The organism is Bradyrhizobium sp. 76 (assembly GCF_023073025.1).
Taxonomy (GTDB): domain Bacteria; phylum Pseudomonadota; class Alphaproteobacteria; order Rhizobiales; family Xanthobacteraceae; genus Bradyrhizobium.
The window spans coordinates 621,621-640,706 of sequence record NZ_JADPIS010000090.1; the positions used below are offsets into that span (position 1 = coordinate 621,621).

Sequence of the window (19,086 nt, forward strand, 5' to 3'; positions counted from 1 at the left end):
GCATCCTCTCGCACAATGGACCCGATGCCGGTCTAAGCGAGAATCCCGCAAAAAACACGGTTGTTTCGCCGCGCGCGGATGCCGTCGATCTTCGCGACGCGCCGCTTTGCGACCACCGGCCGCAAGCCTTGCCTGCGCCGTCGCTTTGGCCATACAGTCCGCGCAACGGGCTGCGGCAACGACCGTCGCTCGAAAAATAATAATTGGGGAGAAACCGCATTATGTCCATCGTGCCCGTGAACCGTCGCGCGTTCATCAAGTCGTCGACGGGACTTGCCGCCGGCCTCGTGTTCTCCCCCGCACTCATCGGCCGCGCCGAAGCCGCGACCTTGAAGCTGAAATGCTCCTCCTCGCTGCCGAACGATCCCAAATTCGCCAACGGCCGCGTCTATTACGACAATCTCATGAAAAACCTGAAGGCGAACGGCCTCGGTGAACAGGTCGAGGTCGCGTTCTTTCCCGACAACCAATTGGGTCAGGAAATCGACGTCATCAACTCGGTGAAGCTCGGCGTCATCGATCTCATGGTCTCGGGCTCGTCGATCTCGGCCAATCTGGTGCCGCTGGTCGGGACCTTCGATCTCGGCTTCCTGTTCTCGAGCTTCCCGCAGCAGACCAAAGCGTTCGATTCGGGCGCCGCCAAGCCGATCGAGGACGCGCTGCTCAAGGGCAGCAACATCCGCATCATCGCCTGGGCGTATAATTTCGGCTCGCGCAGCGTGCTGGCGCGGAAGCCGGTGAAGACGCCGGAAGATCTCGCCGGTCTCAAGATCCGCACCCTGCCGAATCCCGTCATCACGGAATGCCTGCGCCTGATGGGCGCCGCCGCGACGCCGCTGGCGTTCGGTGAAATCTACACGGCATTGCAGGCCGGCGTGCTGGACGGGCTGGAGCACGATCCGCCGACCATCCTGGCGAGCAAGTTCTTCGAAACGGCGAAATTCTATTCACTGACGCAGCACAATTTCTCGCCGCTCGCGATCTATTTCAGCGACGCGACCTACAATCGCATGGATCCGAAGCTGCGCGAGGGTTTCCTCGACGCCGCGAGGAAGGCTGCGGCCGACACGCGCACCCACGGGCTCGCGGTCGAGAAGGAGGCGCTATCGGCTTTGACCGAGAAGGGCGTGACGGTGGCCGAATGCGACCGCGAGGCGTTCAAGAAGCGCGTCGCGCCGCAGATCGAGAACTTCATGAAGGCGCGGCCGGACTCCAAGGCCGTCATCGACATCATCCGCGCCACGCAGGCCTGACGTGGCAATGACAGCTGCCGTACCTCTCTCGGGCGGCCGCCACGGGAGCATCGCCCTGCTGCTTCGCCTCAGCGATGCGATCGCGGCCATTCTGCTGGCCGCGGATCTCGTCGTCGTCTGCGGTTCCGTGCTGCTGCGCTTCTGCTTCAACGCGCCGGTGGAGTGGTCCGACGACGTCGCGCGCGGCCTGATGGTCGGCTCGGCCTTCTTCGGCGCGGCGAGTGCGCTCGCGCGCGGCGAGAATGTCGGCGTCTCGTTCTTCCGCGACCTGGCTCCGGTACGGCTGCGCGCGCTGGTCGACGCCGCGAGTGCGCTGCTGGTGGTGCTGATCTCGGGCTACGTCGCCTACAACGCCATCAAGCTCGGCTCGCTGACGGCGGGCCAGACCACCGGATCCGGCTTGCCGCTGGAGCTGACCTTCTACCCGATAGGCGCCGGCGCTCTGTTCATGACGGTGTTCGCGATCGACCAGCTCTGCGCCAGGCCGCTCCCTGATATCGTCAGAGGCCTCGTCGCGATTGCCGTCGTGACCGGCCTCTATCTCGCCTGGGATTATCTGTCGCCGGCCACGGTGCCGTCAGCGGGCACGCTGATGCTGATCGGTTTCTTCGCGACGTTGGTCGGCGGCTTGCCGATCGGCTTTGCGCTGGCGCTGGCCGCGCTGATCTTCATCTGGGTCGAGGGCGCGCTGCCCGGCGTGATCTTCGCCCAGCAAATGGCGCGCGGCATCGACAATTTCGTGCTGCTCGCGATTCCGTTCTTTATTCTCGTCGGCTACCTCATGGAAGCCAACGGCATGTCGGTGCGGCTGATCGAGCTGTTGCAGCGCGGGGTCGGGCGCATGCGCGGCGGCCTCAACGTCGTGATGGTCGCGTCAATGGTGCTGTTCTCCGGCATCTCGGGCTCGAAGATGGCCGACGTCGCGGCGGTCGGCTCCGTGCTGATTCCGGCCGCGCGCCGCTCCAAGCAGAATCCGGGCGGCGCCGTGGCGCTGCTCGCGGCCTCCGCGGTGATGGCGGAGACCATTCCGCCCTGCATCAACCTGATCATCCTGGGCTTCGTCGCGAATTTGTCGATCGGCGGCCTGTTCGTCGCAGGGCTGCTGCCGGCGGCGTTGATGGCGCTGGCCTTGATCGCCGTCTCCATCATCTTCGGCAAGACTCCAATTGAGACGCCAGCTGATGCCGAGGACATCGCGCCGCAGATGCCGGTGTCCGGCCTGTGGAGCGGCGCGATCGCCTCGTTCGGCCTGATCTTCATGATCTTCTTCGGCTTCAAGAGTGGCTTTGCCACCGCCACGGAGATATCGGCCTTTGCCGTGGCTTATGCACTCGTTGTCGGCAGGGTGGTGTTCCGCGAGCTCAGCTTCACATCGGCCGCGCACAGCTTCGTCCAGGGGGCGACGCGCGCGGGGCTCGTGCTGTTCATCGTTGCCGCAGCACAATCGCTGGCGTTCACGCTGACCCTCCAGCAGGTGCCGCATGCGGTCGGCGATTTCATGCTGGGATTGTCCAAGACCAGCGGCACCTGGCTGTTCATCCTGCTCGCAATCGGCGTGCTGATCGTGATGGGCTCGGTGCTGGAGGGCGCGGCCGCGCTGATCATCTTCGGGCCGTTGCTGCTGCCGGTGGCCGTCCAGCTCGGCATTGATCCCCTGCATTTCGGCGTGGTGCTCGTGATCGCGATGGGCATCGGCCTGTTCGCGCCGCCGCTCGGGCTCGGGCTCTACGGCGCCTGCCTGATCGGCAATGTGCCGATCGAGCAGACGGTGAAGCCGATCATGGGCTATCTTGGCCTGTTGTTCCTTTGCCTGCTTGTGATCGCGTTCGTGCCATGGCTCAGCACGGCATTGCCGCGCGCGTTCGGCTACTGAAGGAGTCTTGCCGTGAAAGTCCTGCTGGCCCACACGCCGGAGATGCGCCGCAATTACTATGGCGATCGCAGCCTGAACGGTTTGCGCGCGACCGCCGAGGTGATCCTGCACGAGAGCGATGAGACGCTGGTCTCAACCAGCCTCGTGCGTGCTGCGCAAGATGTCGACATCATCGTGGCCGATCGCATGACCGAGGGACGCGGCGAGATCTTTGCGCAACTGCCGCGCCTGCGCGCCTTCGTCCGCTGCGCCGTCGACATCCGCAACGTCGATGTCGAGGCCGCCTCGAACGCCGGCGTGCTCGTGACCCGCGCCGGGCCTGGCTTCGTGCAAGCCGTTGCCGAGCTCGCGCTCGGCTTCATGGTCGATCTCTCCCGCGGCGTATCCCCGGCGACGGCCGACTACCAGGCAGGCCGCAAGCCGGAAGCGCGGATGGGACGGCAGCTCGCCGGCAGCAAGATCGGCATCATCGGCTATGGCAGCATCGGGCGTTATCTCGCCGACATTGCCAAGGTGATGCGCATGGAGGTGCTGGTCGCAGATCCCTTTGCGACCGTGAGCGACAGCGCCATCCGGCAGGTCAGCCTCGATGAGCTCCTCGCCGCGTCCGACTATGTCGTCTGCCTTGCCATCGCCAATGAGCAGACCGAGAACTTGATCGGGGGGGCGGCACTGGCGCGGATGCAGAAACATGCCGTTTTCATCAATCTCTCGCGCGGCAATCTCGTCGACGAGGCGGCGCTGGCGAAGGCGCTGCTCGAGAATCGTATCGCGGGTGCCGCGATGGATGTCGGCCGCGCGCCCGACCAGATGCCAAGCCCGGAGCTTGCGAAGCTTCCCAACGTCATCGCGACACCGCATGTCGGCGGCCTGACGCCGCAGGCGATCGAATACCAGTCGCTGGAAACCGTGCGCCAGGTCGAGGCGATCGTCAAAGGCGAGATCCCGCAAGGCGCCGTCAACGCCGACCGCTGGACGCGTCGGCCCTGATCCGGCTCTACAGCCGGTCCACTGCTTTGAACGTCCCGTCCTTCTGGATCACCGTCAAAAACACCTTCGGCGGCGCGTCGAGCATGCGCATGCCGACGGTGACGGTGCTGCCGCTGATGTCGAAGCGGCCGACATCGTTGATGGCGCGCAGCAGGTTCGCGCGCGTCGGTTGCGGCCCGGCTTGTTCCAGCGCCGCGGCGGCGAGGCGGCCAGTGAGGTAGCCTTCGAGCGACACGAAGTCCGGTGTCAGCGCCGGGTCGAACGCCGTCTGCGCCGCCTGGTAGTCGGCGACCAGCTTGAGCGAGCGATCCCAGGGAAACGGCACGACCTGGGTGACGACGACGCCTTCGCCCTCGGGGCCGAGCTCCCGGGCGAGCGCCACGGCGCCGACGAAGGAGATGTTGACGAAGGTCGGACGAGCGCCGCTGCGGTGCGCGAGCTTGATGAACTCCGCGCAGGGACCGTAGGTCCCGACCATGACGATCGCCTCGGGTTCGACGCGCTTGATCGTGCGCCAGGCCGACGCGACGGCGCGGGTGTTGCGCTCGAAGGTGCCTTCGGCGGCGAGCTCGAGACCGCGTTTGGCAAGCGCGCGCTTCACGCCGGAAAGACCGTCGCGCCCGAAGGAATCGTCCTGGTAGAAGATGGCGATGCGGGTGAAATGGCGATCCTCCGTGAGGTGCTTGACCCACGCCTCGGCCTCGGCGGCATAGCTCGCACGGATGTTGACCACGTTCGCAAGCTCGAGGTCGCGCAAGAATTCGGCGCCGCTGAACGGACCGATGAAGGGCACGTTCCTGGCGCTGGTGATCGGTATCGTCGCCATCGCGGTCGGCGTGCCCACCGCGCCGATCAGCGCGAACACCTTGTCGTCCTCGATCAGCCGCAGCGTCTGCGCCACCGAGCGGTCGGGATCGTAGCCGTCGTCGCGGCTGATGAGCTGGAGCTTGCGGCCATGGACGCCGCCTTTGGCGTTGATCTCGGTGAAAGCTGCGACGATGCCCTGCCGCATCCGCTGTCCGAGTGTGGAGGAGGGACCCTCGAGGGCTGCGGCCTGGCCGAACAGGATCGCACCCTCGCTGACGCCGATCTCGTCGGCTTTTGCCGGCAGCATGGTTGCTGCCAGGAGCGCGACGGTGATCACGATGGATGTCGCAGATCGAGATCGATACATCAAAAAGTCTACGGGTGCGGGGAGTGGTTTCGGGTAAAGCTATCGCCGCAGGATGAATCGCCGATGTATCGGCGGCTCCGTACTACTCCGGGGAAAACCGGCAACTTATTTCGACAAAGCCCGCACCATCCTGCACTTCATTAACTAAGCCAGCTGATGCAGAAAAGCCGCGTTCCGAAATTGTGCAGTTCTTAACCGGGGTCCTGTTCCGATAGTGGCTCCGGCGGCTCAACCAGAGGTTCGGTTGGCCGGGAGAGGGGACGGCGGTTTCTGGAATGGGCGGTCGGGATCAGAACGATCAGGATCGGGGACGTATGACCGGATGGTGGCGTGCCGCGCCGCTGCTCGGGCTCTATCGCCCTGCACTCGTCGCAGTCGGCGTTGGTCTTCTGTTCTCGGTCGCGGGTGCGGCCGCTGTGGCGCGATGGGAAGGCCGCGTCAACAAGATCGAGTTCGAAAACGCGGCCGAGACCGAAGTGATCGTCATGCAGAACGGCATGGGCGAGTACATCTCCAGGCTCGTCGCGTTGCGCACGCTGTTCGAATCGACCAACCAGGAGATCACCCGCAGCGAATTCGAGACCTTCAGCGCCCGCCTGTTCGAGCGCCATCCCGGCATGCTGCGCATCTCCTGGGTGCCGCGCGTGAACCGCAAGGAGCGCGCCGAATACGAGGCCGCGGCGATCACGGACGGCGTGTCCGGCTATCGCATCAAGTCGCTCCAGGCCGATGCGTTCGCGACCGCGCCGCAGAGCGACGAATATTTTCCGGTGCTCTACTCGACCCAGCCGAAGACGTCTCCGGTCTACGGCATGGACTACGCGACCATTCCGGAGCGCCGCGAGATCCTCGAGCGCGCACGCGACACCGACCGTGTCTCGGCCATTCGCACCCGCCTCTACGAGCCGAAGGCGGGCGGCCGCTTGCCCGACGTACTCGTCGCCATTCCCGTCTACGCCAAGGGAACATCGCGCGACACCGTCGTGGACCGGCGCCGCAATCTCGCCGGCTTCGTCGTCGGCGTCTTCGACCTGCCGCTGCTGATCCAGTCCATTCGCGCGACCACCGGGGCAAGCCCCGCGGTCAGCGTGAACGTCTATCCGCCGTTTACGGCGCAGATCGTCGGCCTGGAGGCCATGCTGCCGGATTATTCGTCGGCCGCGACGGCGCCGCAGTCGATGCGGGACGTCGCGCAGACCCTGCACTGGTCGGGCAATCTCAAGATCGGCGGCATGGATTGGCAGGTGCGGGCGGTTCCGGCTGCCGGGGGTCCGCTGGAGACGACTTACGATCGCGCGGGCGCGGTGCTGATCGTCGGCATGCTGCTGACGCTGTCGCTTTCGACCTATCTCATGCTCGCGAGCCGCAATTCGCAGCGGCTGTCGCTGGCGAACCGGCGGGTGCTCGAACTCGCCCAGACCGACACCCTGACCGGATTGCCGAACCGCGCCTTCTTCCTCGCCCGGCTCGACGAGCTCAATGGCCGTTTGATGGACGCCGGTCCGACCTTCTCTATCCTGATGCTCGACCTCGATCGCTTCAAGAACGTCAACGACTCGCTCGGTCACGGTGCGGGCGATGCGCTGCTGCGTCAGGTCGCACAGCGGCTGAAATCCGCGCTGCGCGCCAGCGACGTGCTGGCCCGGCTCGGCGGTGACGAATTCGCCATCATTCAGGAAGCGTGCGAGGATCAGCGCGTCTGCTCGACCGAACTGGCGGGGCGGATTGCCAAGCTCGTCGCCGAGCCGTTCCTTCTTCCCGGACATCGCGTCGAGATCGGCACCAGCATCGGCATTGCGATCGCGCCCGATCACGGCACCGATCAGGAGCAGCTGCTGAAGAAGGCCGACCTTGCGCTGTACCGCTCGAAATCATCGGGCCGCAACTGCTTCACCATCTACGACAAGGCGATGTCGGCCGAGCTCGAGGCGCGCAGCACGCTGGAAGGCGATCTGCGCGACGCCATCGCCCGGTGCCAGCTCGAGGTGCACTACCAGCCGTTTGTCGACGCCCTCAGCGGCGCGCGGCGCGGCTTCGAGGCGTTGGTGCGCTGGCGGCATCCGACGCGCGGCTTGATTCCGCCGGACCAGTTCATCCCGCTTGCGGAGGAGACCGGGCTGATCGTGCCGCTCGGCGAGTTCGTGCTGCGACGCGCCTGCGCGGACGCGGCCGGCTGGCCGTCCGAGCTCGCGGTCGCCGTCAACCTGTCGCCGATCCAGTTCAAGGAGGCCGAGCTGTTCGAGATGATCAGCGCGGCGCTCGCAGATTCCGGGCTGCCGCCGCAGCGGCTGGAGATCGAGATCACGGAATCCGTGCTGCTGGAACGCGGCGTCGAGAACCACGCCTTCATGGAGCGGCTGAAGAGCATCGGCATCGCGCTCGCACTCGACGATTTCGGCACCGGCTATTCGTCGCTCAGCTATCTGACCGCGTTCCCGTTCGACAAGATCAAGATCGACAAGTCGTTCATCCGCAACCTCACGCATCAGCCGCGCAGCTCCGCCATCATCTCCTCGATCGTGACGCTGGCGCGCGGGCTGGACATGTCGGTGACCGCCGAAGGCGTCGAGACCCGCGAGGAATACGAACGGCTGAAGGCACTCGGCGTCAATTTCGCGCAAGGCTATCTGTTCGGCCGCCCGCACCCAATCGAACGGATCCTGTTCGACGCGCCCGCCAAACCGGCCCAACGCGACGCCGCCTGACGGCGGCCGCCCAAGGATCGCTCAATGGGGCATGCGCGAAAAGCGCTTGACCCGGGCAGTCCCGGATGGTCGGAAGGACCGTCAGGGATGAAACACAATGCGGCTTCCGTTCTTCTACGGCTGGGTCGTGGTCGCGGTGACCTTCGTCACCATGGCCATCGGCGTCAACGCTCGCACCGCCTTCTCGCTGTTCTTTCCTCCCATCATCTCTGAATTCGGCTGGGAGCGCGGCGTCACCGCGGGCGCATTTTCCTTCGGCTTCGTGGTGTCGGGCATGGTCAGCCCGCTGATCGGCCGGCTGATGGATCGCGCCGGCCCGCGCGCGGTGATGGAGCTCGGCGTGGTTCTGATGGGTGGCGGGCTGCTGCTCGCGCCGCTCACGAGTCAGCCATGGCATCTCTACGTCACCATCGGCGTCATGGTTGGCGCCGGCTCGGTGTGTCTCGGTTATTCCGGGCAGTCGCTGTTCCTGCCGAACTGGTTCATCCGCACTCGCGGCCTCGCCATCGGCATCGCCTTCGCCGGGGTCGGCATCGGCTCGGTGACGCTGCTGCCGTGGGTGCAGCACATGATCGAAGGGACCGGCTGGCGCACCGCCTGCACGGCGATGGGCCTGATGATCCTGATCGTGCTGGCGCCGATCAATCTGTTCCTGCACAGGCGCCCCGAGGATATCGGCCTGCGGCCCGACGGCGATGCGGCCCCGGCTGTGGGCGCCGCAAAACCCGTCTCCAACATCGTCGATCCCGTCTGGGCCGGGACCGAATGGACACTCCGGAAAGCGGTCGCCACGACGCGGTTCTGGTGGATCGCGCTCGGCTATTTCTGCGGCCTCTACATCTGGTACGCGGTGCAGGTGCACCAGACCAAATTCCTGCTCGACATCGGCTTCAGCCCGGGTGTCGCGGTGTGGGCGCTCGGCATCGTCAGCCTGCTCGGCATTCCCGGCCAGATCCTGCTCGGCCATGTCTCCGACCGGATCGGGCGGGAATGGGTGTGGGCGATCAGCTGCGCGGGTTTTGCGATCTCTTTCGCGGCGCTGATGGCCCTGAAATTCCAACCGTCATTGTGGCTGGTCTATCTCATGGTGTTCACGCAAGGCGCGCTCGGCTACGGCCTGACCTCGATCATGGGCGCAGTGGTGTTCGAGATTTTTCAGGGCAAGCACCAGGGCAGCATTTTCGGCACGATCATGCTGGCGGCATTGGCCGGCGGCGCCGCCGGTCCCTGGGTCACCGGCTTGCTTTACGATCGGGTCGGCGACTACACGCTCGCTTTTGGCGTTGCCATCATCGTAAGCGGGCTGTCGGCGCTTTCGATCTGGCAAGCTGCGCCGCGCAAGGTGCGCGCCGTCGCCGGGAAGCTTCAGGTGGGCGCCGGCGCCGAATAGGTTCCGTACGCAGCGGATTACCCTCGCTTCTTTTGCAGAACATTAAGCATGTCGCGTCTTGGCGCGGCGCGACCGGGCTGCAAAAACGTCTTGGACACCATCGCGGCACTAGCCTCGGTTGCTGTATCTTCCCGATGCCTCCGGGTCTAGCGATGTCCGCCTCCGATTGTGCCATGACAGAAACTCCGGAAGTGCTGTTGGCCGCGCTCGAACGCGCCGACGAGGGCATCGTCGTCGTCGACAGCGCGCGTCGCATCACGCATTTCAATGCCGGTGCAGAGCGGATCTGGAATCTCGCACGCGCTGATGTGCTCGGCCGCGACGCCGAAACTCTCACCCTCAAATGCCTTCAGGCCGAACCGTTTGCGGAGTTCCGGGACGAGATCAGCCTGGTGCGCCGTGACGGCAGCCGGATCCGCGCGGCCATCTCGCTTTCATCCATTGCAAGTGGCGGCATTGCCTATCGCATCGTGTTCGCGCGCGACGTCACAGCGGACGCCGAGCGCCGCAGCAGGATCGGGCTTCTCCACGCCGTCTCCGACCAGACCAACCGTGCGGTGCTCATCACCGATACCGACCAGAACATTGTCTACGTCAATGCCGCCTTCACGACGCTGTTCGGCTACACCAGCGAGGAAGCCGAGGGCCGCCGCGCCAGGGGCCTGCTCGCGGGCCGCCACACCGATCGCAAGGCCGTTGCGAAGCTCGTCAAGCGCCTGATGGATGGCGGCCACCGCGGCGAGGTCGAGATGCTCGCCTATGACAAGGACGGCGAGGAGATCTGGGTCTGCGCCCGCATCGATGCCTTCCGCGACAAGAAGGGCCAGGTCAAGCACTTCTTCGCGCTGCTCGAGGACATCACCGAGACCAAGCAGCTGCGCTCGCTGCAGCAGCTCATCATGGGCGCGCTCGCCGACGAGGTCCCGATCGGCGAGATCGCCGACCGGCTGTGCCGCCGTGTCGAGCAGATGGCGCCCGACGTCGTCTGTTCGCTGCTGCACATCGATGCCGCGGGCCTGATCCATCCGCTCGGCGGCCCAAGCCTGCCCGAGGACTATTCCCGCGCGCTGGACGGCGTGGCCATCGGCCCCAATGTCGGCTCGTGCGGAACCGCGGCCTTCTACGGCGAGCCGGTGCTGGCGACCGATCTGGAGACCGACCCGCGCTGGCAGCCCTACAAGGCGATGCCGCTCGCGATTGGCCTGCGCGCATGCTGGTCGACGCCGGTCAAGGCCAAGGACGGACGGGTTATCGCCACCTTCGCCTTCTACTACCGGGAGCCGCGCGCGCCGAGCAATTGGCATCGGCGCATCGTCGAGGCCTGCGTCAATCTCGGCGCCTTCGCAATCGAGCGCAAGGAGGCGCGCGCCGAGATCGCGCGGCTCGCCTATCACGATATCCTCACCGGCCTGCCGAACCGCGCGCAATTGCGGCGCCTGATCACCACCGCCATCGATGCCTGCCCGACCGGCAGCCACGTCGCGCTGGCCTTCCTCGACGTCGATCATTTCAAGGACGTCAACGACACGCTCGGTCATGCCGCCGGCGATGAGCTCCTGATCCAGCTGGCGCAGCGCCTGCGCGAGCAGATCGGACCCGAGGACATGCTGGGGCGATTAGGCGGCGACGAGTTCGTGATCCTGCTGCCGCGTCGCAACGCCGAGGGTGCCGAGCGCGTCGCGGCCGGAATCACCGAAGCGCTGGCGGCGCCGCTGCGGCTCGGCTCCAGGCAGCTGCAGATGTCGGCGAGCATCGGCGTCAGCCTCTATCCCGATCATGCGACCGACATCGACACTCTGATGCAGCAGGCGGACGCGGCCATGTACATGGCCAAGCAGGCGGGACGTTCGACCCATCGCCTGTTCAGCGCCGAGATGAACGGGCTCACCGAGCAGCGGCTGGCCTTGATTGCGGCGCTGCGCCGCGCCATCGCCGAGGGCGAGCTGACCCTCAGCTATCAGCCGCAGATTCGCAGCTGCGACGGCGCGATCCATGGCGTCGAAGCGCTGGCGCGCTGGCATGATGCCGAGCTCGGCGACGTCTCGCCGGCAAAATTCATCCCGCTCGCCGAAGAGTGCGGCCTGATCGAGCAGATCGGCCTGTGGTCGGTGCGCGAGGCCTGCCGGCAGATGGCGAGCTGGCGCCGCGCCGGGCTCGAGATTCCATCCGTGTCCGTGAACCTGTCGCCGATCAATTTTCGCAACGTCACGCTGGCCGCGCGGCTCAAGGACATCCTCGCTGAATACGATCTGCCGGCGGATGCGCTGATGCTCGAGATCACCGAGGGCGCGTTCATGCAGGACAGCGTCGCCGCGCTCGAGACGATGAACGCGATCCGGGAGCTCGGCGTCGGGCTTTCCGTGGACGATTTCGGCACCGGCTATTCCAGCCTGAGCCGGCTCGCCCATCTGCCGATCCGCGAGCTGAAGATCGACCGCAGCTTCATGCGCGACATCGAGCGTGACGCTGGCGCGCTCGCGATCGCCACCGCCGTGGTGCGCGTCGGCCAGGGCCTCGGCATGACCGTCGTCGGCGAAGGGGTCGAGACCGAGGCGCAGCGCAAGGTGCTGGCCGAACTCGGCTGCGACGTCGTGCAAGGCTTCCTCTACGCACCCGCACTCGCGCCTGTTGCCTTCGAGCGCTGGTTGATCGAGCACTGCGCCGAGCAGGCGCACGCGATGCTGGCTCGTCTCGACATTACACCGGCCGGCGCGACCGCAGTGAAGCGGTCAGCGTAGAAGCGACTTTCGGCGGGTGATGTCCGGGCTCAGGCCTCCGGTTGCAGGAAGGTGCCGTATTGCCTAGTCGCGACGACCGCGGCTGCGGCCTGTCCGATCATCCGCATTGCTGCCATCATAGGCCACGGTCCAAGACTCACCCGCCGAACGCCGACGCGAGCCAGATCCGGAAGTGCGGGAACGCCTTGTGTCACCATGATGTTGACCGGCAGAGGCGTGAGCTGAACGAACCTTTCAATGAGCGCGAGGTCGGTGAGGCCGGGGACGAAAATTCCGTCGGCGCCGGCCTCGGCATAGACCTTCGCTCGCCCCGCCGCTTCGTTCATGCACTCGTCCGGCGATCCGAATTTCAGCAAGAACGGATCCGTTCTCGCATTGATGAAGAGCTGAACTCCCAGATCTTTTGCAGCGTGCCGCACGGCCTTGATCTTGGCGGCATGGAGCTCGGGATTGACGAGTTGCCGCTTTCCCCCTGATAGCCCGTCCTCGATATTGATGCCGACGGCGCCGGCTTTCAAAATCTCGGTCGCCGATCTGGCGGCAGCCTCCGGGGTGTCGCCATATCCGGCCTCCAGATCGATTGAGACTGGAACAGACACGGCCGCAGTCATCCGCGACACCAGGCCGGTCACCATGTCGAGCGGGACATTTTCTCCGTCGGCGTATCCAAGTGCGGAGGCGACCGCCCCGCTGCTGGTCGCGATGGCCGGAGAGGTCTTCGCGATGGCTTTGGCGGTGGCGGCGTCCCAGGCGTTGAACAGGATGAGCGGATCGCCCTTCCTGTGAAGGGCATGAAAGGTCTCAGCATATTGCTGTTGTGTCTTGGTGTCCATTGCGCGTACTCCGGATTAGAGAACTCAAAGGATGTTGTGGGCGACCGCCCTCTGCGTTCAGTCAGGCGCGTGCGTCTTGAACCAGCCCATGATCAGGCCGGTGACTTCTTCCTCACGCTCGAGGTGCGGGAAGTGCCCGACATCGGGCAGGACAATCCGCTTGTGCGGCCCCTTGAACAGCGGCTCCTCCTTGACCGAGTACCTCGCTGTCGGATCGTTGCTGCCATAGATCGTCAGCGTCGGCGTGTGCATGTCATTGATCGGCAGCCGGCGCGCGAGCCCCGCATCGGTCAGGCCTCCGTAATATTTAAGCGCTGCGGCCATCGTGCCGGGCGAGCTGAGCGTCTCCTTGATTGAACGGATGTGCTCGGCATTGTTGAATGTCGGCGACCACAGCTTCCAGAGATAGTCGACGAAGGGAAGTCCCTCGGTACTGACCGCGGATTCGGCGCCGGGAAGCTGGAAGAAATAGACATGGAAGACGGCTCGAACGAGCTCCGGATCCCGTCTGATGCTCGAAATTGTAATTGGATGTGCGGTGTTCATGACCACGGCGGCCTTGATTGCCGATGGCGCCGTTGCCAGCGCCTGAAAGGTCGAGGTGCCGCCCCAATCCATGCCGACGACGCGCGCCTGTCCGTCGTCACTCAGCGCCGCGATGAGGGCTTCGAGATCCTTGCCCAGTGCGATCGGATCGAAAACTCCGTCCGCCGGAATCTCGGTCGGCGCATAGCCGCGCAGGAACGGCGCGACCGCACGATACCCTGCATCCGCGAAGACCTGCAGCTGCTTTCGATACGACCAGGCATTATCGGGAAAGCCGTGCAGGAACATGACAAGGGGGCCGTCGCCCTGCTCGAGATAGGCGAAGCGCACGCCGTTGGCCTGCACGTATTTCAAGGCGGGTTCAATGCCTCTGGTATTCGCTTGGGCATTCGCTAGTCGTGCCGCGCTCCCAGTATTCATCGTCATTCTCCATGTCATCGTGCCCCGCGATCGAAATATGTGCGGAGCGCACATATTCGTCAAGTTGTTTTTTGTGCGCTCCGCACATATTGTCCTGCTCATGGAAAACGGAATCGCAAATTTGCTGGGGGCGCTTTCGCTCGCCGTCATGGATCGGATCGAGCAGGGCGCGCGCGAGGTCATCGGCCGCGGAGGCGAGACGCCTGCGGCACTGGTCGTCATCGGCTATGGCCAGGGCATGACCAACGACAAGCTGCGGCGGATTCTTGGCCTGTCGCATTCGGGAACGGTCCGGCTGGTGGACCGTCTGGTGTCGGATCGGCTGGTCGAACGTCGGCCCGGACAGGACGGCCGCGAGGTTGCTCTGCACCTGACCGCGAAGGGCGCCGCAACCCGCAACGACTTGATGACCTCGCGAATATCGGCGGTCGCGTCGCTTCTGGATGTGCTGTCGCCGGCTGAAACGAAACGACTCGAAACGCTGCTCCATGAGTTGTTGTCTCGGCAGGATACGTCCGAGATGGATCGCTTCACGATCTGCCGCATGTGCGACGATAGCGTTTGCACGAATTGTCCGTTGCCCACGGACAAGGGCAAACGCGCTCGCTAGCGGGCGGGCTTGCGATCGCCACATCGAGCATTGTGCCCAGTAGGCGAGGACGGTGCCCGGCCATCTGGACATCGCAGCGAGGCCGCTCGGCGAACTCTACAAGGCTTTCTGTCTGCGGATGCTCGCAAACAACCTCCTGTTAATCCTCTGGTGATCAGTTGATCGACTGGTGATGTGATCCGCCTTGTTCACTGGCCGCACCAGCCCCGGAGCCCCCGTCAATGGACCCCATCCTGCACGCCCCCAAGCCGCTCGATCGGATCACGCTTGCCGAACTGCTGGGTGCGCTGAGCCACGCGCTCGATCTCTCGGAGGGGCAGCCGGCGGGACATTGCGTGAGGTGCAGCCGTATCGGCGTCATGATCGGCAGGGAGATCGGCCTCGACGAGAACGAACTGGTCGAACTCTATTACGCGCTGTTGCTGAAGGATCTCGGCTGCAGCAGCAACGCTGCGCGCATCTGCGAGCTGTATCTGACCGACGATCTCTCCTTCAAACAGGACTTCAAGCTCATTGACGGCAGCCTGCCGCAGGCGCTGCGCTTCGTGTTGAGCCATACCGGGCTGAAAGCCGGCCTGGCCGAACGGTTTCGCGCCATCGTCAACATCTTCCAGAAGGGCGGCGAGATCGCTCGTGAACTGATCGAGACGCGCTGCCATCGCGGCGCCGACATCGCCCGCAAGATGCGCTTCTCCGAACCGGTCGCGGAGGGCATCAAGAATCTCGATGAGCATTGGGATGGCGGCGGCAAGCCGCTCGGCGTTCGCGGCACGGCGATCCCGATCTATTCCCGCCTCGCATTGTTGGCCCAGGTGGTCGATGTGTTCTATATCGCGAACGGTCCCGAAGCCGCCCTTCGAGAGGCCCGGAATCGTGCGGGCACCTGGTTCGATCCAGACCTGGTTGCCGCTTTTGAGCGCATCGCGGCGCAGCCTGGATTCTGGGACACGATTGGTACTGAAGATGCGTCCGAGACAGTGCCTCCGCTGCCGCAGCAGGCGAGCGTTCCGGTAGATGACGACTATTTGGATGATATCGCGGCTGCCTTTGCCCAAGTGGTCGATTCCAAAAGTCCCTACACCAGCGGACACAGCGAGCGCGTCACGCTCTTTACCGACATGATCGCCGAGCAGCTGGAGTTCACGGCCGAGCGGCGACGCTGGCTCAAGCGTGCCGCGCTGTTGCATGACATTGGCAAGCTCGGCGTCAGCAACGCAATCCTGGACAAGCCGGGTAAGCTTGACGACCACGAATGGGAGATCATGCGCAAGCATTCCGCGCATTCCGAAGCGATCCTGTCGCGCATCGGCGCGTTTGGCGATCTTGCTCCGATCGCCGGGGCGCATCACGAGCGGCTGGACGGCAAAGGCTATCCCCGTGGGCTTGCGGGAGACCAGATCTGCCTGGACACCCGCATCATCACGACCGCGGATATCTTCGATGCGTTGACCGCGGACCGGCCATATCGGGCTGCCATGCCAGTGACGAAAGCTCTTGCGATCATGTCGGGGATGATCGGCACCCAGATCGACGCGGACTGCTTCGCGGCCCTTCGCCGGGCTCTTGGACGTGTCGACGCGACGCTGGCGGCTTGACGAGGGTCCGAGGTCGTCATCGGCTCGCAACGTCTGGTGAGCCGACACGGGCGCGTTCACGTCGCGGAAAGGAACGTCCGGCGCTTCTCCACGTTATCGGCCGTCGAGCGCAAACCGGGCCACACGATGAAGAAGATCGCCACCATCCTTGTCATGCTCTGTAGCTTGCCGGTTGCCGCCGGTGCGGAGAGCTGGAGTGGCTATCGCATTCCCGAGACCGGGACCAACGTCGACATCCCTTCGTCGATCTTCACCGAGCAAGCCGGTCGACCCGACGGGTATGGCATGCAGTACCGGACCAGCGACGGCCGCGCGGATTTGACGGTGCAGGCCGTTCCGAACGACGGCAGCTCACCGGCCGCTTTCCTGGCGCGAAAGAATCCGCCGCCCGGCATCACCTACAAGCGCATCACGCCGCGCTTCTTCGTGGTGTCCAGCACCCGGGGCGGCAAGATCTGGTACGACCGCTGCAACTTTGGCCGTCGCTACGTGCATTGCGTGTTGATCAACTACCCCGCTTCCGAGAAGCGGCAGTGGGATGCGCTCGTGACCCGCGTCAGCCGTACGCTGAGCGGCGGTTGATCCGCTCACAAAGAAAAAACCTGCTCACAAAGAAAAAACTGCCCGCAAGTCGCGGGCAGCAGTCTCGTGAGGATGGTTCAGCGCACGTTCGTCGATGTTGTCGACATGGTCGGCTTGGAGCCTGGCACGTGCGACATGGTCTTGGTGGTGGACCCGACCTCCTCGCCCGCCTTCACTTTGGTGCGGGTGTGGGAGCGGCTGAACGTGCCACCCTCATGCGCCTGCGCGCGCGCATTGGAATTGAGCACCGGACCGTTGCCCTTGTTCATGCTGGTGCCGGACTGCGCCTTGCCGTTGGCAGACGCGGCGCTGCCGCCCGCTGCAATCGACGAGCCGGTCTGTCCGGAGCCCGAGGTCGACGTACCGCCGGTGCCGAGCGTGCTGGCCGAGGTGCCGCCGGCGGCAGCCGAACCGCCGGTGCCACCGGTCATGCTGGTTTGTGCCGACAACGGCGCGGCGGCGGCGAGCAGGAGTGCGACCGACGAGGTCGCGATCAACATTCTCATCTGTCAAATCCTTTTGCTATGGCGACGATGTCGAGATGGTGCAGCCGTTGACTGTGACGGTGCTCGCGCTGGTCGAACCGGGGCCGCCGGCCGTCGAGGACGAACTCGACACGTTGCCGCCACCGGCCTGGACGTGCACCGACGATCCGCCGGCCGAGCTCGAGCTCGAGAGCGAGCCGCTCGATGAGGTCGAGCCGGTTGTGCCCGAACCCGATGACCCCAGCGCGGTGATGCTGCCGTCGGGATGTTTTTCCACCGTGACCCGGCAGGTCTCGCCGGATGCGGTCTTGCCGGTTTTCTGCATGGTTTCCCCCACAGCGGCGCTGCTTATCAAAGTCAAAACTGCGATCGCAACGATTGGTCTGTTCATGCCAGTCCTCCTCAGGAAGGACGAAGGAGCGGCATTGCTGCCGCTCCGCCGGCCGGGATGTCAGTCCTTGTCCTTCTTCATCTCGTCCTTGTGGTGGCCTTTGCCCTTTTCCATGCCCATGTCGCTGGAATGTCCCGCGGAGGAGCCGGCCGCTCCCACGGTCGAGCCGCTCTTGCCGCCGCCGGCCGAGGAGCCGCCGGTGCCGACTGTCGATGCCGAGTTGGAGCCGGAGCCTGCCGCAGAGCCGCCGGTGCCGACGCTGGACGAGCTCTTGCCGCCGCCGGCCGACGAACCGCCGGTGCCGAGCGTCGAGGCCGAGCCTGAGCCGCTGCCCGAACCCGCGGCAGAGCCGCCAGTGCCGATCGACGAACTGCTGGTGCCGCCGCCCGCCGACGAGCCGCCGGTGCCAAGCGTCGAAGCCGAACCCGAGCCGCTGCCCGAACCCGCCGATGAACCGCCGGTGCCGACGGTCGAGTTGCTGGTGCCGCCGCCGGCTGACGAGCCACCCGCGCCGACCGTCGAGCTGGACTGCGCCATCGCGAGCGCCGTACCGGCCAGCAGCGCGGCTGCGGCCGCAGACAATTTCAGAATCCTCATCGCTGTCTCCTCCAATGATCAAATTGCCAAAACAGGCTCGGGATAAAGTGGCAAGGTGAGGAAACGTTCCTTGGATGGGGTACGGTGATGTGGAAAATGCGCGCGTATAATCGCTGCCAGGTTCCAGCGGCGCAGCGCGGCGCGCCGATGTCGAGCGGGAACAGTGAAGCTCGACGATCTGAGGACAACAAGCGCTAGTCCGACGACAATCCCGTCCTGCGCCGCAGATCCGTGATCGCGCGCAGAAAGCTGTCGGCCGGCGTCGTCTCCGGATCGATCAGGCGGTGCAGGCGAAAGCCGTCTTCCAGCGCCAGCACGACGGAGGCCATCCATGGCGGATTGAGCGTGTCGCCCTTCGCGTTGCTCTTCAGCGTGGCCTCGACGATGTCGGCGACCAGCTTGCGCCGCGCGCGCAGGCGCTTTGCAAGCTCCGGTCGGCGCTTCTCCGCGCGCGCGACAAACAGGATCATCTCCATGTGGAGCAGCGGCGAGCGGCCGAGTGGATCCTGCCTTGTGCGATCCATCGCCTTCAGCGCCGCGATGAAGTCGTCGAGATTGTCGTGCTGCGCGAGGATGTCCATGTTGCGCCGGATCGACTGCGCGACATGGTCCTCGAGCATGGCGATGATCAGCTCGTCCTTGCTCTTGAAGTTGGAATAGAACGCTCCCCGGCTGAATCCGGCCGCCACCGCGATCGCCTCGATGCTGGCGCCGCCGATGCCGTCCTCTTCGAACACGCGCGCGGCCGCCTCGAACAGCCTGTCGCGCGTGTCGTCCCTGGTCGGCCTGGTTCTCACCCTTGACATCGGAGCAGGTTAGGGCAGAATGCAATTCGATACAACAATGTATCGAGTTGATAATTCAGGGATGGTTACGCTGCGGCAAGAGGGGCTGCCCAGCGTAT

16 protein-coding genes are annotated in these 19,086 nt (G+C 64.9%); 9 read left to right on the forward strand and 7 right to left on the reverse strand.

The genetic code is table 11. The annotated features are described in order from the left end of the window. The first annotated feature begins 221 nt into the window (after positions 1–221). Genes IVB48_RS19540 through IVB48_RS19550 form a run of 3 tightly spaced genes read left to right on the forward strand, consistent with a single transcriptional unit; the run spans position 222 to position 4,116 of the window. Entirely contained in the window at positions 222–1,253 is a 1,032-nt protein-coding gene (locus tag IVB48_RS19540) for a TRAP transporter substrate-binding protein (protein ID WP_247401943.1), read from the forward strand. A 7-nt stretch (positions 1,254–1,260) separates the two neighbouring features. Continuing rightward, positions 1,261–3,126, forward strand: a complete 1,866-nt coding sequence (locus IVB48_RS19545; RefSeq protein WP_247401945.1) for a TRAP transporter large permease subunit — start codon at positions 1,261–1,263, stop codon at positions 3,124–3,126. A gap of 12 nt (positions 3,127–3,138) precedes the next feature. After that, positions 3,139–4,116 carry a hydroxyacid dehydrogenase gene (locus IVB48_RS19550; protein ID WP_247401947.1) on the forward strand — a complete coding sequence of 326 codons (978 nt, stop codon included), beginning with the start codon at positions 3,139–3,141 and terminating at the stop codon, positions 4,114–4,116. Positions 4,117–4,123: 7 nt separating this feature from the next. Here the strand turns inward: IVB48_RS19550 and IVB48_RS19555 are convergent, their stop codons facing one another. Further along, complete coding sequence (locus tag IVB48_RS19555; RefSeq protein ID WP_247401949.1) at positions 4,124–5,290, reverse strand: ABC transporter substrate-binding protein; 1,167 nt, start codon at positions 5,288–5,290, stop codon at positions 4,124–4,126. Positions 5,291–5,604: 314 nt separating this feature from the next. On the opposite strand from IVB48_RS19555, the gene IVB48_RS19560 reads away from it, so the two are divergent. The 3 genes from IVB48_RS19560 (at position 5,605) to IVB48_RS19570 (ending at position 12,123) form a co-directional block, all read left to right on the forward strand. Continuing rightward, positions 5,605–7,995, forward strand: a complete 2,391-nt coding sequence (locus tag IVB48_RS19560; RefSeq protein ID WP_247401950.1) for an EAL domain-containing protein — start codon at positions 5,605–5,607, stop codon at positions 7,993–7,995. Between the two features lie 97 nt (positions 7,996–8,092). Further along, complete coding sequence (locus tag IVB48_RS19565) at positions 8,093–9,385, forward strand: MFS transporter (RefSeq protein WP_247288298.1); 1,293 nt, start codon at positions 8,093–8,095, stop codon at positions 9,383–9,385. Positions 9,386–9,537: 152 nt separating this feature from the next. Beyond that, entirely contained in the window at positions 9,538–12,123 is a 2,586-nt protein-coding gene (locus IVB48_RS19570; protein WP_247401952.1) for an EAL domain-containing protein, read from the forward strand. Positions 12,124–12,152: 29 nt separating this feature from the next. Here IVB48_RS19570 and IVB48_RS19575 read toward each other — a convergent pair whose 3' ends face one another. Together IVB48_RS19575 and IVB48_RS19580 are read right to left on the reverse strand one after the other, a co-directional pair. Then, a complete protein-coding gene (locus IVB48_RS19575; protein ID WP_247401954.1) occupies positions 12,153–12,956 on the reverse strand; it encodes an isocitrate lyase/phosphoenolpyruvate mutase family protein in 804 nt (267 codons plus the stop codon). Between the two features lie 57 nt (positions 12,957–13,013). Continuing rightward, entirely contained in the window at positions 13,014–13,847 is an 834-nt protein-coding gene (locus IVB48_RS19580) for an alpha/beta hydrolase (RefSeq protein ID WP_247403021.1), read from the reverse strand. 19 nt (positions 13,848–13,866) lie between these two features. On the opposite strand from IVB48_RS19580, the gene IVB48_RS19585 reads away from it, so the two are divergent. The 3 genes from IVB48_RS19585 to IVB48_RS19595 all read left to right on the forward strand — a co-directional run bounded on the left by IVB48_RS19585 (position 13,867) and on the right by IVB48_RS19595 (position 16,709). Beyond that, entirely contained in the window at positions 13,867–14,532 is a 666-nt protein-coding gene (locus IVB48_RS19585; RefSeq protein WP_247401956.1) for a MarR family winged helix-turn-helix transcriptional regulator, read from the forward strand. A 221-nt stretch (positions 14,533–14,753) separates the two neighbouring features. Next, entirely contained in the window at positions 14,754–16,127 is a 1,374-nt protein-coding gene (locus IVB48_RS19590; protein ID WP_247401958.1) for an HD-GYP domain-containing protein, read from the forward strand. A gap of 126 nt (positions 16,128–16,253) precedes the next feature. Then, positions 16,254–16,709: a hypothetical protein gene (locus IVB48_RS19595; protein WP_247288052.1), complete on the forward strand. Its 456-nt coding sequence runs from the start codon at positions 16,254–16,256 to the stop codon at positions 16,707–16,709. A gap of 77 nt (positions 16,710–16,786) precedes the next feature. Here IVB48_RS19595 and IVB48_RS19600 read toward each other — a convergent pair whose 3' ends face one another. From IVB48_RS19600 to IVB48_RS19615, 4 genes are all read right to left on the reverse strand, one after another. Further along, positions 16,787–17,215 carry a hypothetical protein gene (locus IVB48_RS19600; protein ID WP_247288053.1) on the reverse strand — a complete coding sequence of 143 codons (429 nt, stop codon included), beginning with the start codon at positions 17,213–17,215 and terminating at the stop codon, positions 16,787–16,789. 16 nt (positions 17,216–17,231) lie between these two features. Further along, positions 17,232–17,585: a hypothetical protein gene (locus tag IVB48_RS19605; protein ID WP_081747982.1), complete on the reverse strand. Its 354-nt coding sequence runs from the start codon at positions 17,583–17,585 to the stop codon at positions 17,232–17,234. A 60-nt stretch (positions 17,586–17,645) separates the two neighbouring features. After that, entirely contained in the window at positions 17,646–18,182 is a 537-nt protein-coding gene (locus IVB48_RS19610) for a hypothetical protein (RefSeq protein ID WP_247401960.1), read from the reverse strand. 194 nt (positions 18,183–18,376) lie between these two features. Then, positions 18,377–18,988, reverse strand: coding sequence for a TetR/AcrR family transcriptional regulator (locus tag IVB48_RS19615; RefSeq protein WP_247401963.1), 612 nt, complete (start codon positions 18,986–18,988; stop codon positions 18,377–18,379). Positions 18,989–19,086: the final 98 nt, after the last annotated feature.

Excerpts from the sequence above, each read along its gene's own strand:
- IVB48_RS19545 (WP_247401945.1), top strand. The coding sequence starts at position 1,261 with ATGACAGCTGCCGTACCTCTCTCGGGCGGCCGCCACGGGAGCATCGCC.
- IVB48_RS19575 (WP_247401954.1), bottom strand. The coding sequence starts at position 12,956 with ATGGACACCAAGACACAACAGCAATATGCTGAGACCTTTCATGCCCTT.
- IVB48_RS19555 (WP_247401949.1), bottom strand. The coding sequence starts at position 5,290 with ATGTATCGATCTCGATCTGCGACATCCATCGTGATCACCGTCGCGCTC.
- IVB48_RS19565 (WP_247288298.1), top strand. The coding sequence starts at position 8,093 with ATGCGGCTTCCGTTCTTCTACGGCTGGGTCGTGGTCGCGGTGACCTTC.
- IVB48_RS19585 (WP_247401956.1), top strand. The coding sequence starts at position 13,867 with ATGCCTCTGGTATTCGCTTGGGCATTCGCTAGTCGTGCCGCGCTCCCA.
- IVB48_RS19610 (WP_247401960.1), bottom strand. The coding sequence starts at position 18,182 with ATGAGGATTCTGAAATTGTCTGCGGCCGCAGCCGCGCTGCTGGCCGGT.
- IVB48_RS19595 (WP_247288052.1), top strand. The coding sequence starts at position 16,254 with ATGAAGAAGATCGCCACCATCCTTGTCATGCTCTGTAGCTTGCCGGTT.
- IVB48_RS19560 (WP_247401950.1), top strand. The coding sequence starts at position 5,605 with ATGACCGGATGGTGGCGTGCCGCGCCGCTGCTCGGGCTCTATCGCCCT.
- IVB48_RS19600 (WP_247288053.1), bottom strand. The coding sequence starts at position 17,215 with ATGAGAATGTTGATCGCGACCTCGTCGGTCGCACTCCTGCTCGCCGCC.
- IVB48_RS19570 (WP_247401952.1), top strand. The coding sequence starts at position 9,538 with ATGTCCGCCTCCGATTGTGCCATGACAGAAACTCCGGAAGTGCTGTTG.
- IVB48_RS19615 (WP_247401963.1), bottom strand. The coding sequence starts at position 18,988 with ATGTCAAGGGTGAGAACCAGGCCGACCAGGGACGACACGCGCGACAGG.
- IVB48_RS19590 (WP_247401958.1), top strand. The coding sequence starts at position 14,754 with ATGGACCCCATCCTGCACGCCCCCAAGCCGCTCGATCGGATCACGCTT.
- IVB48_RS19605 (WP_081747982.1), bottom strand. The coding sequence starts at position 17,585 with ATGAACAGACCAATCGTTGCGATCGCAGTTTTGACTTTGATAAGCAGC.
- IVB48_RS19540 (WP_247401943.1), top strand. The coding sequence starts at position 222 with ATGTCCATCGTGCCCGTGAACCGTCGCGCGTTCATCAAGTCGTCGACG.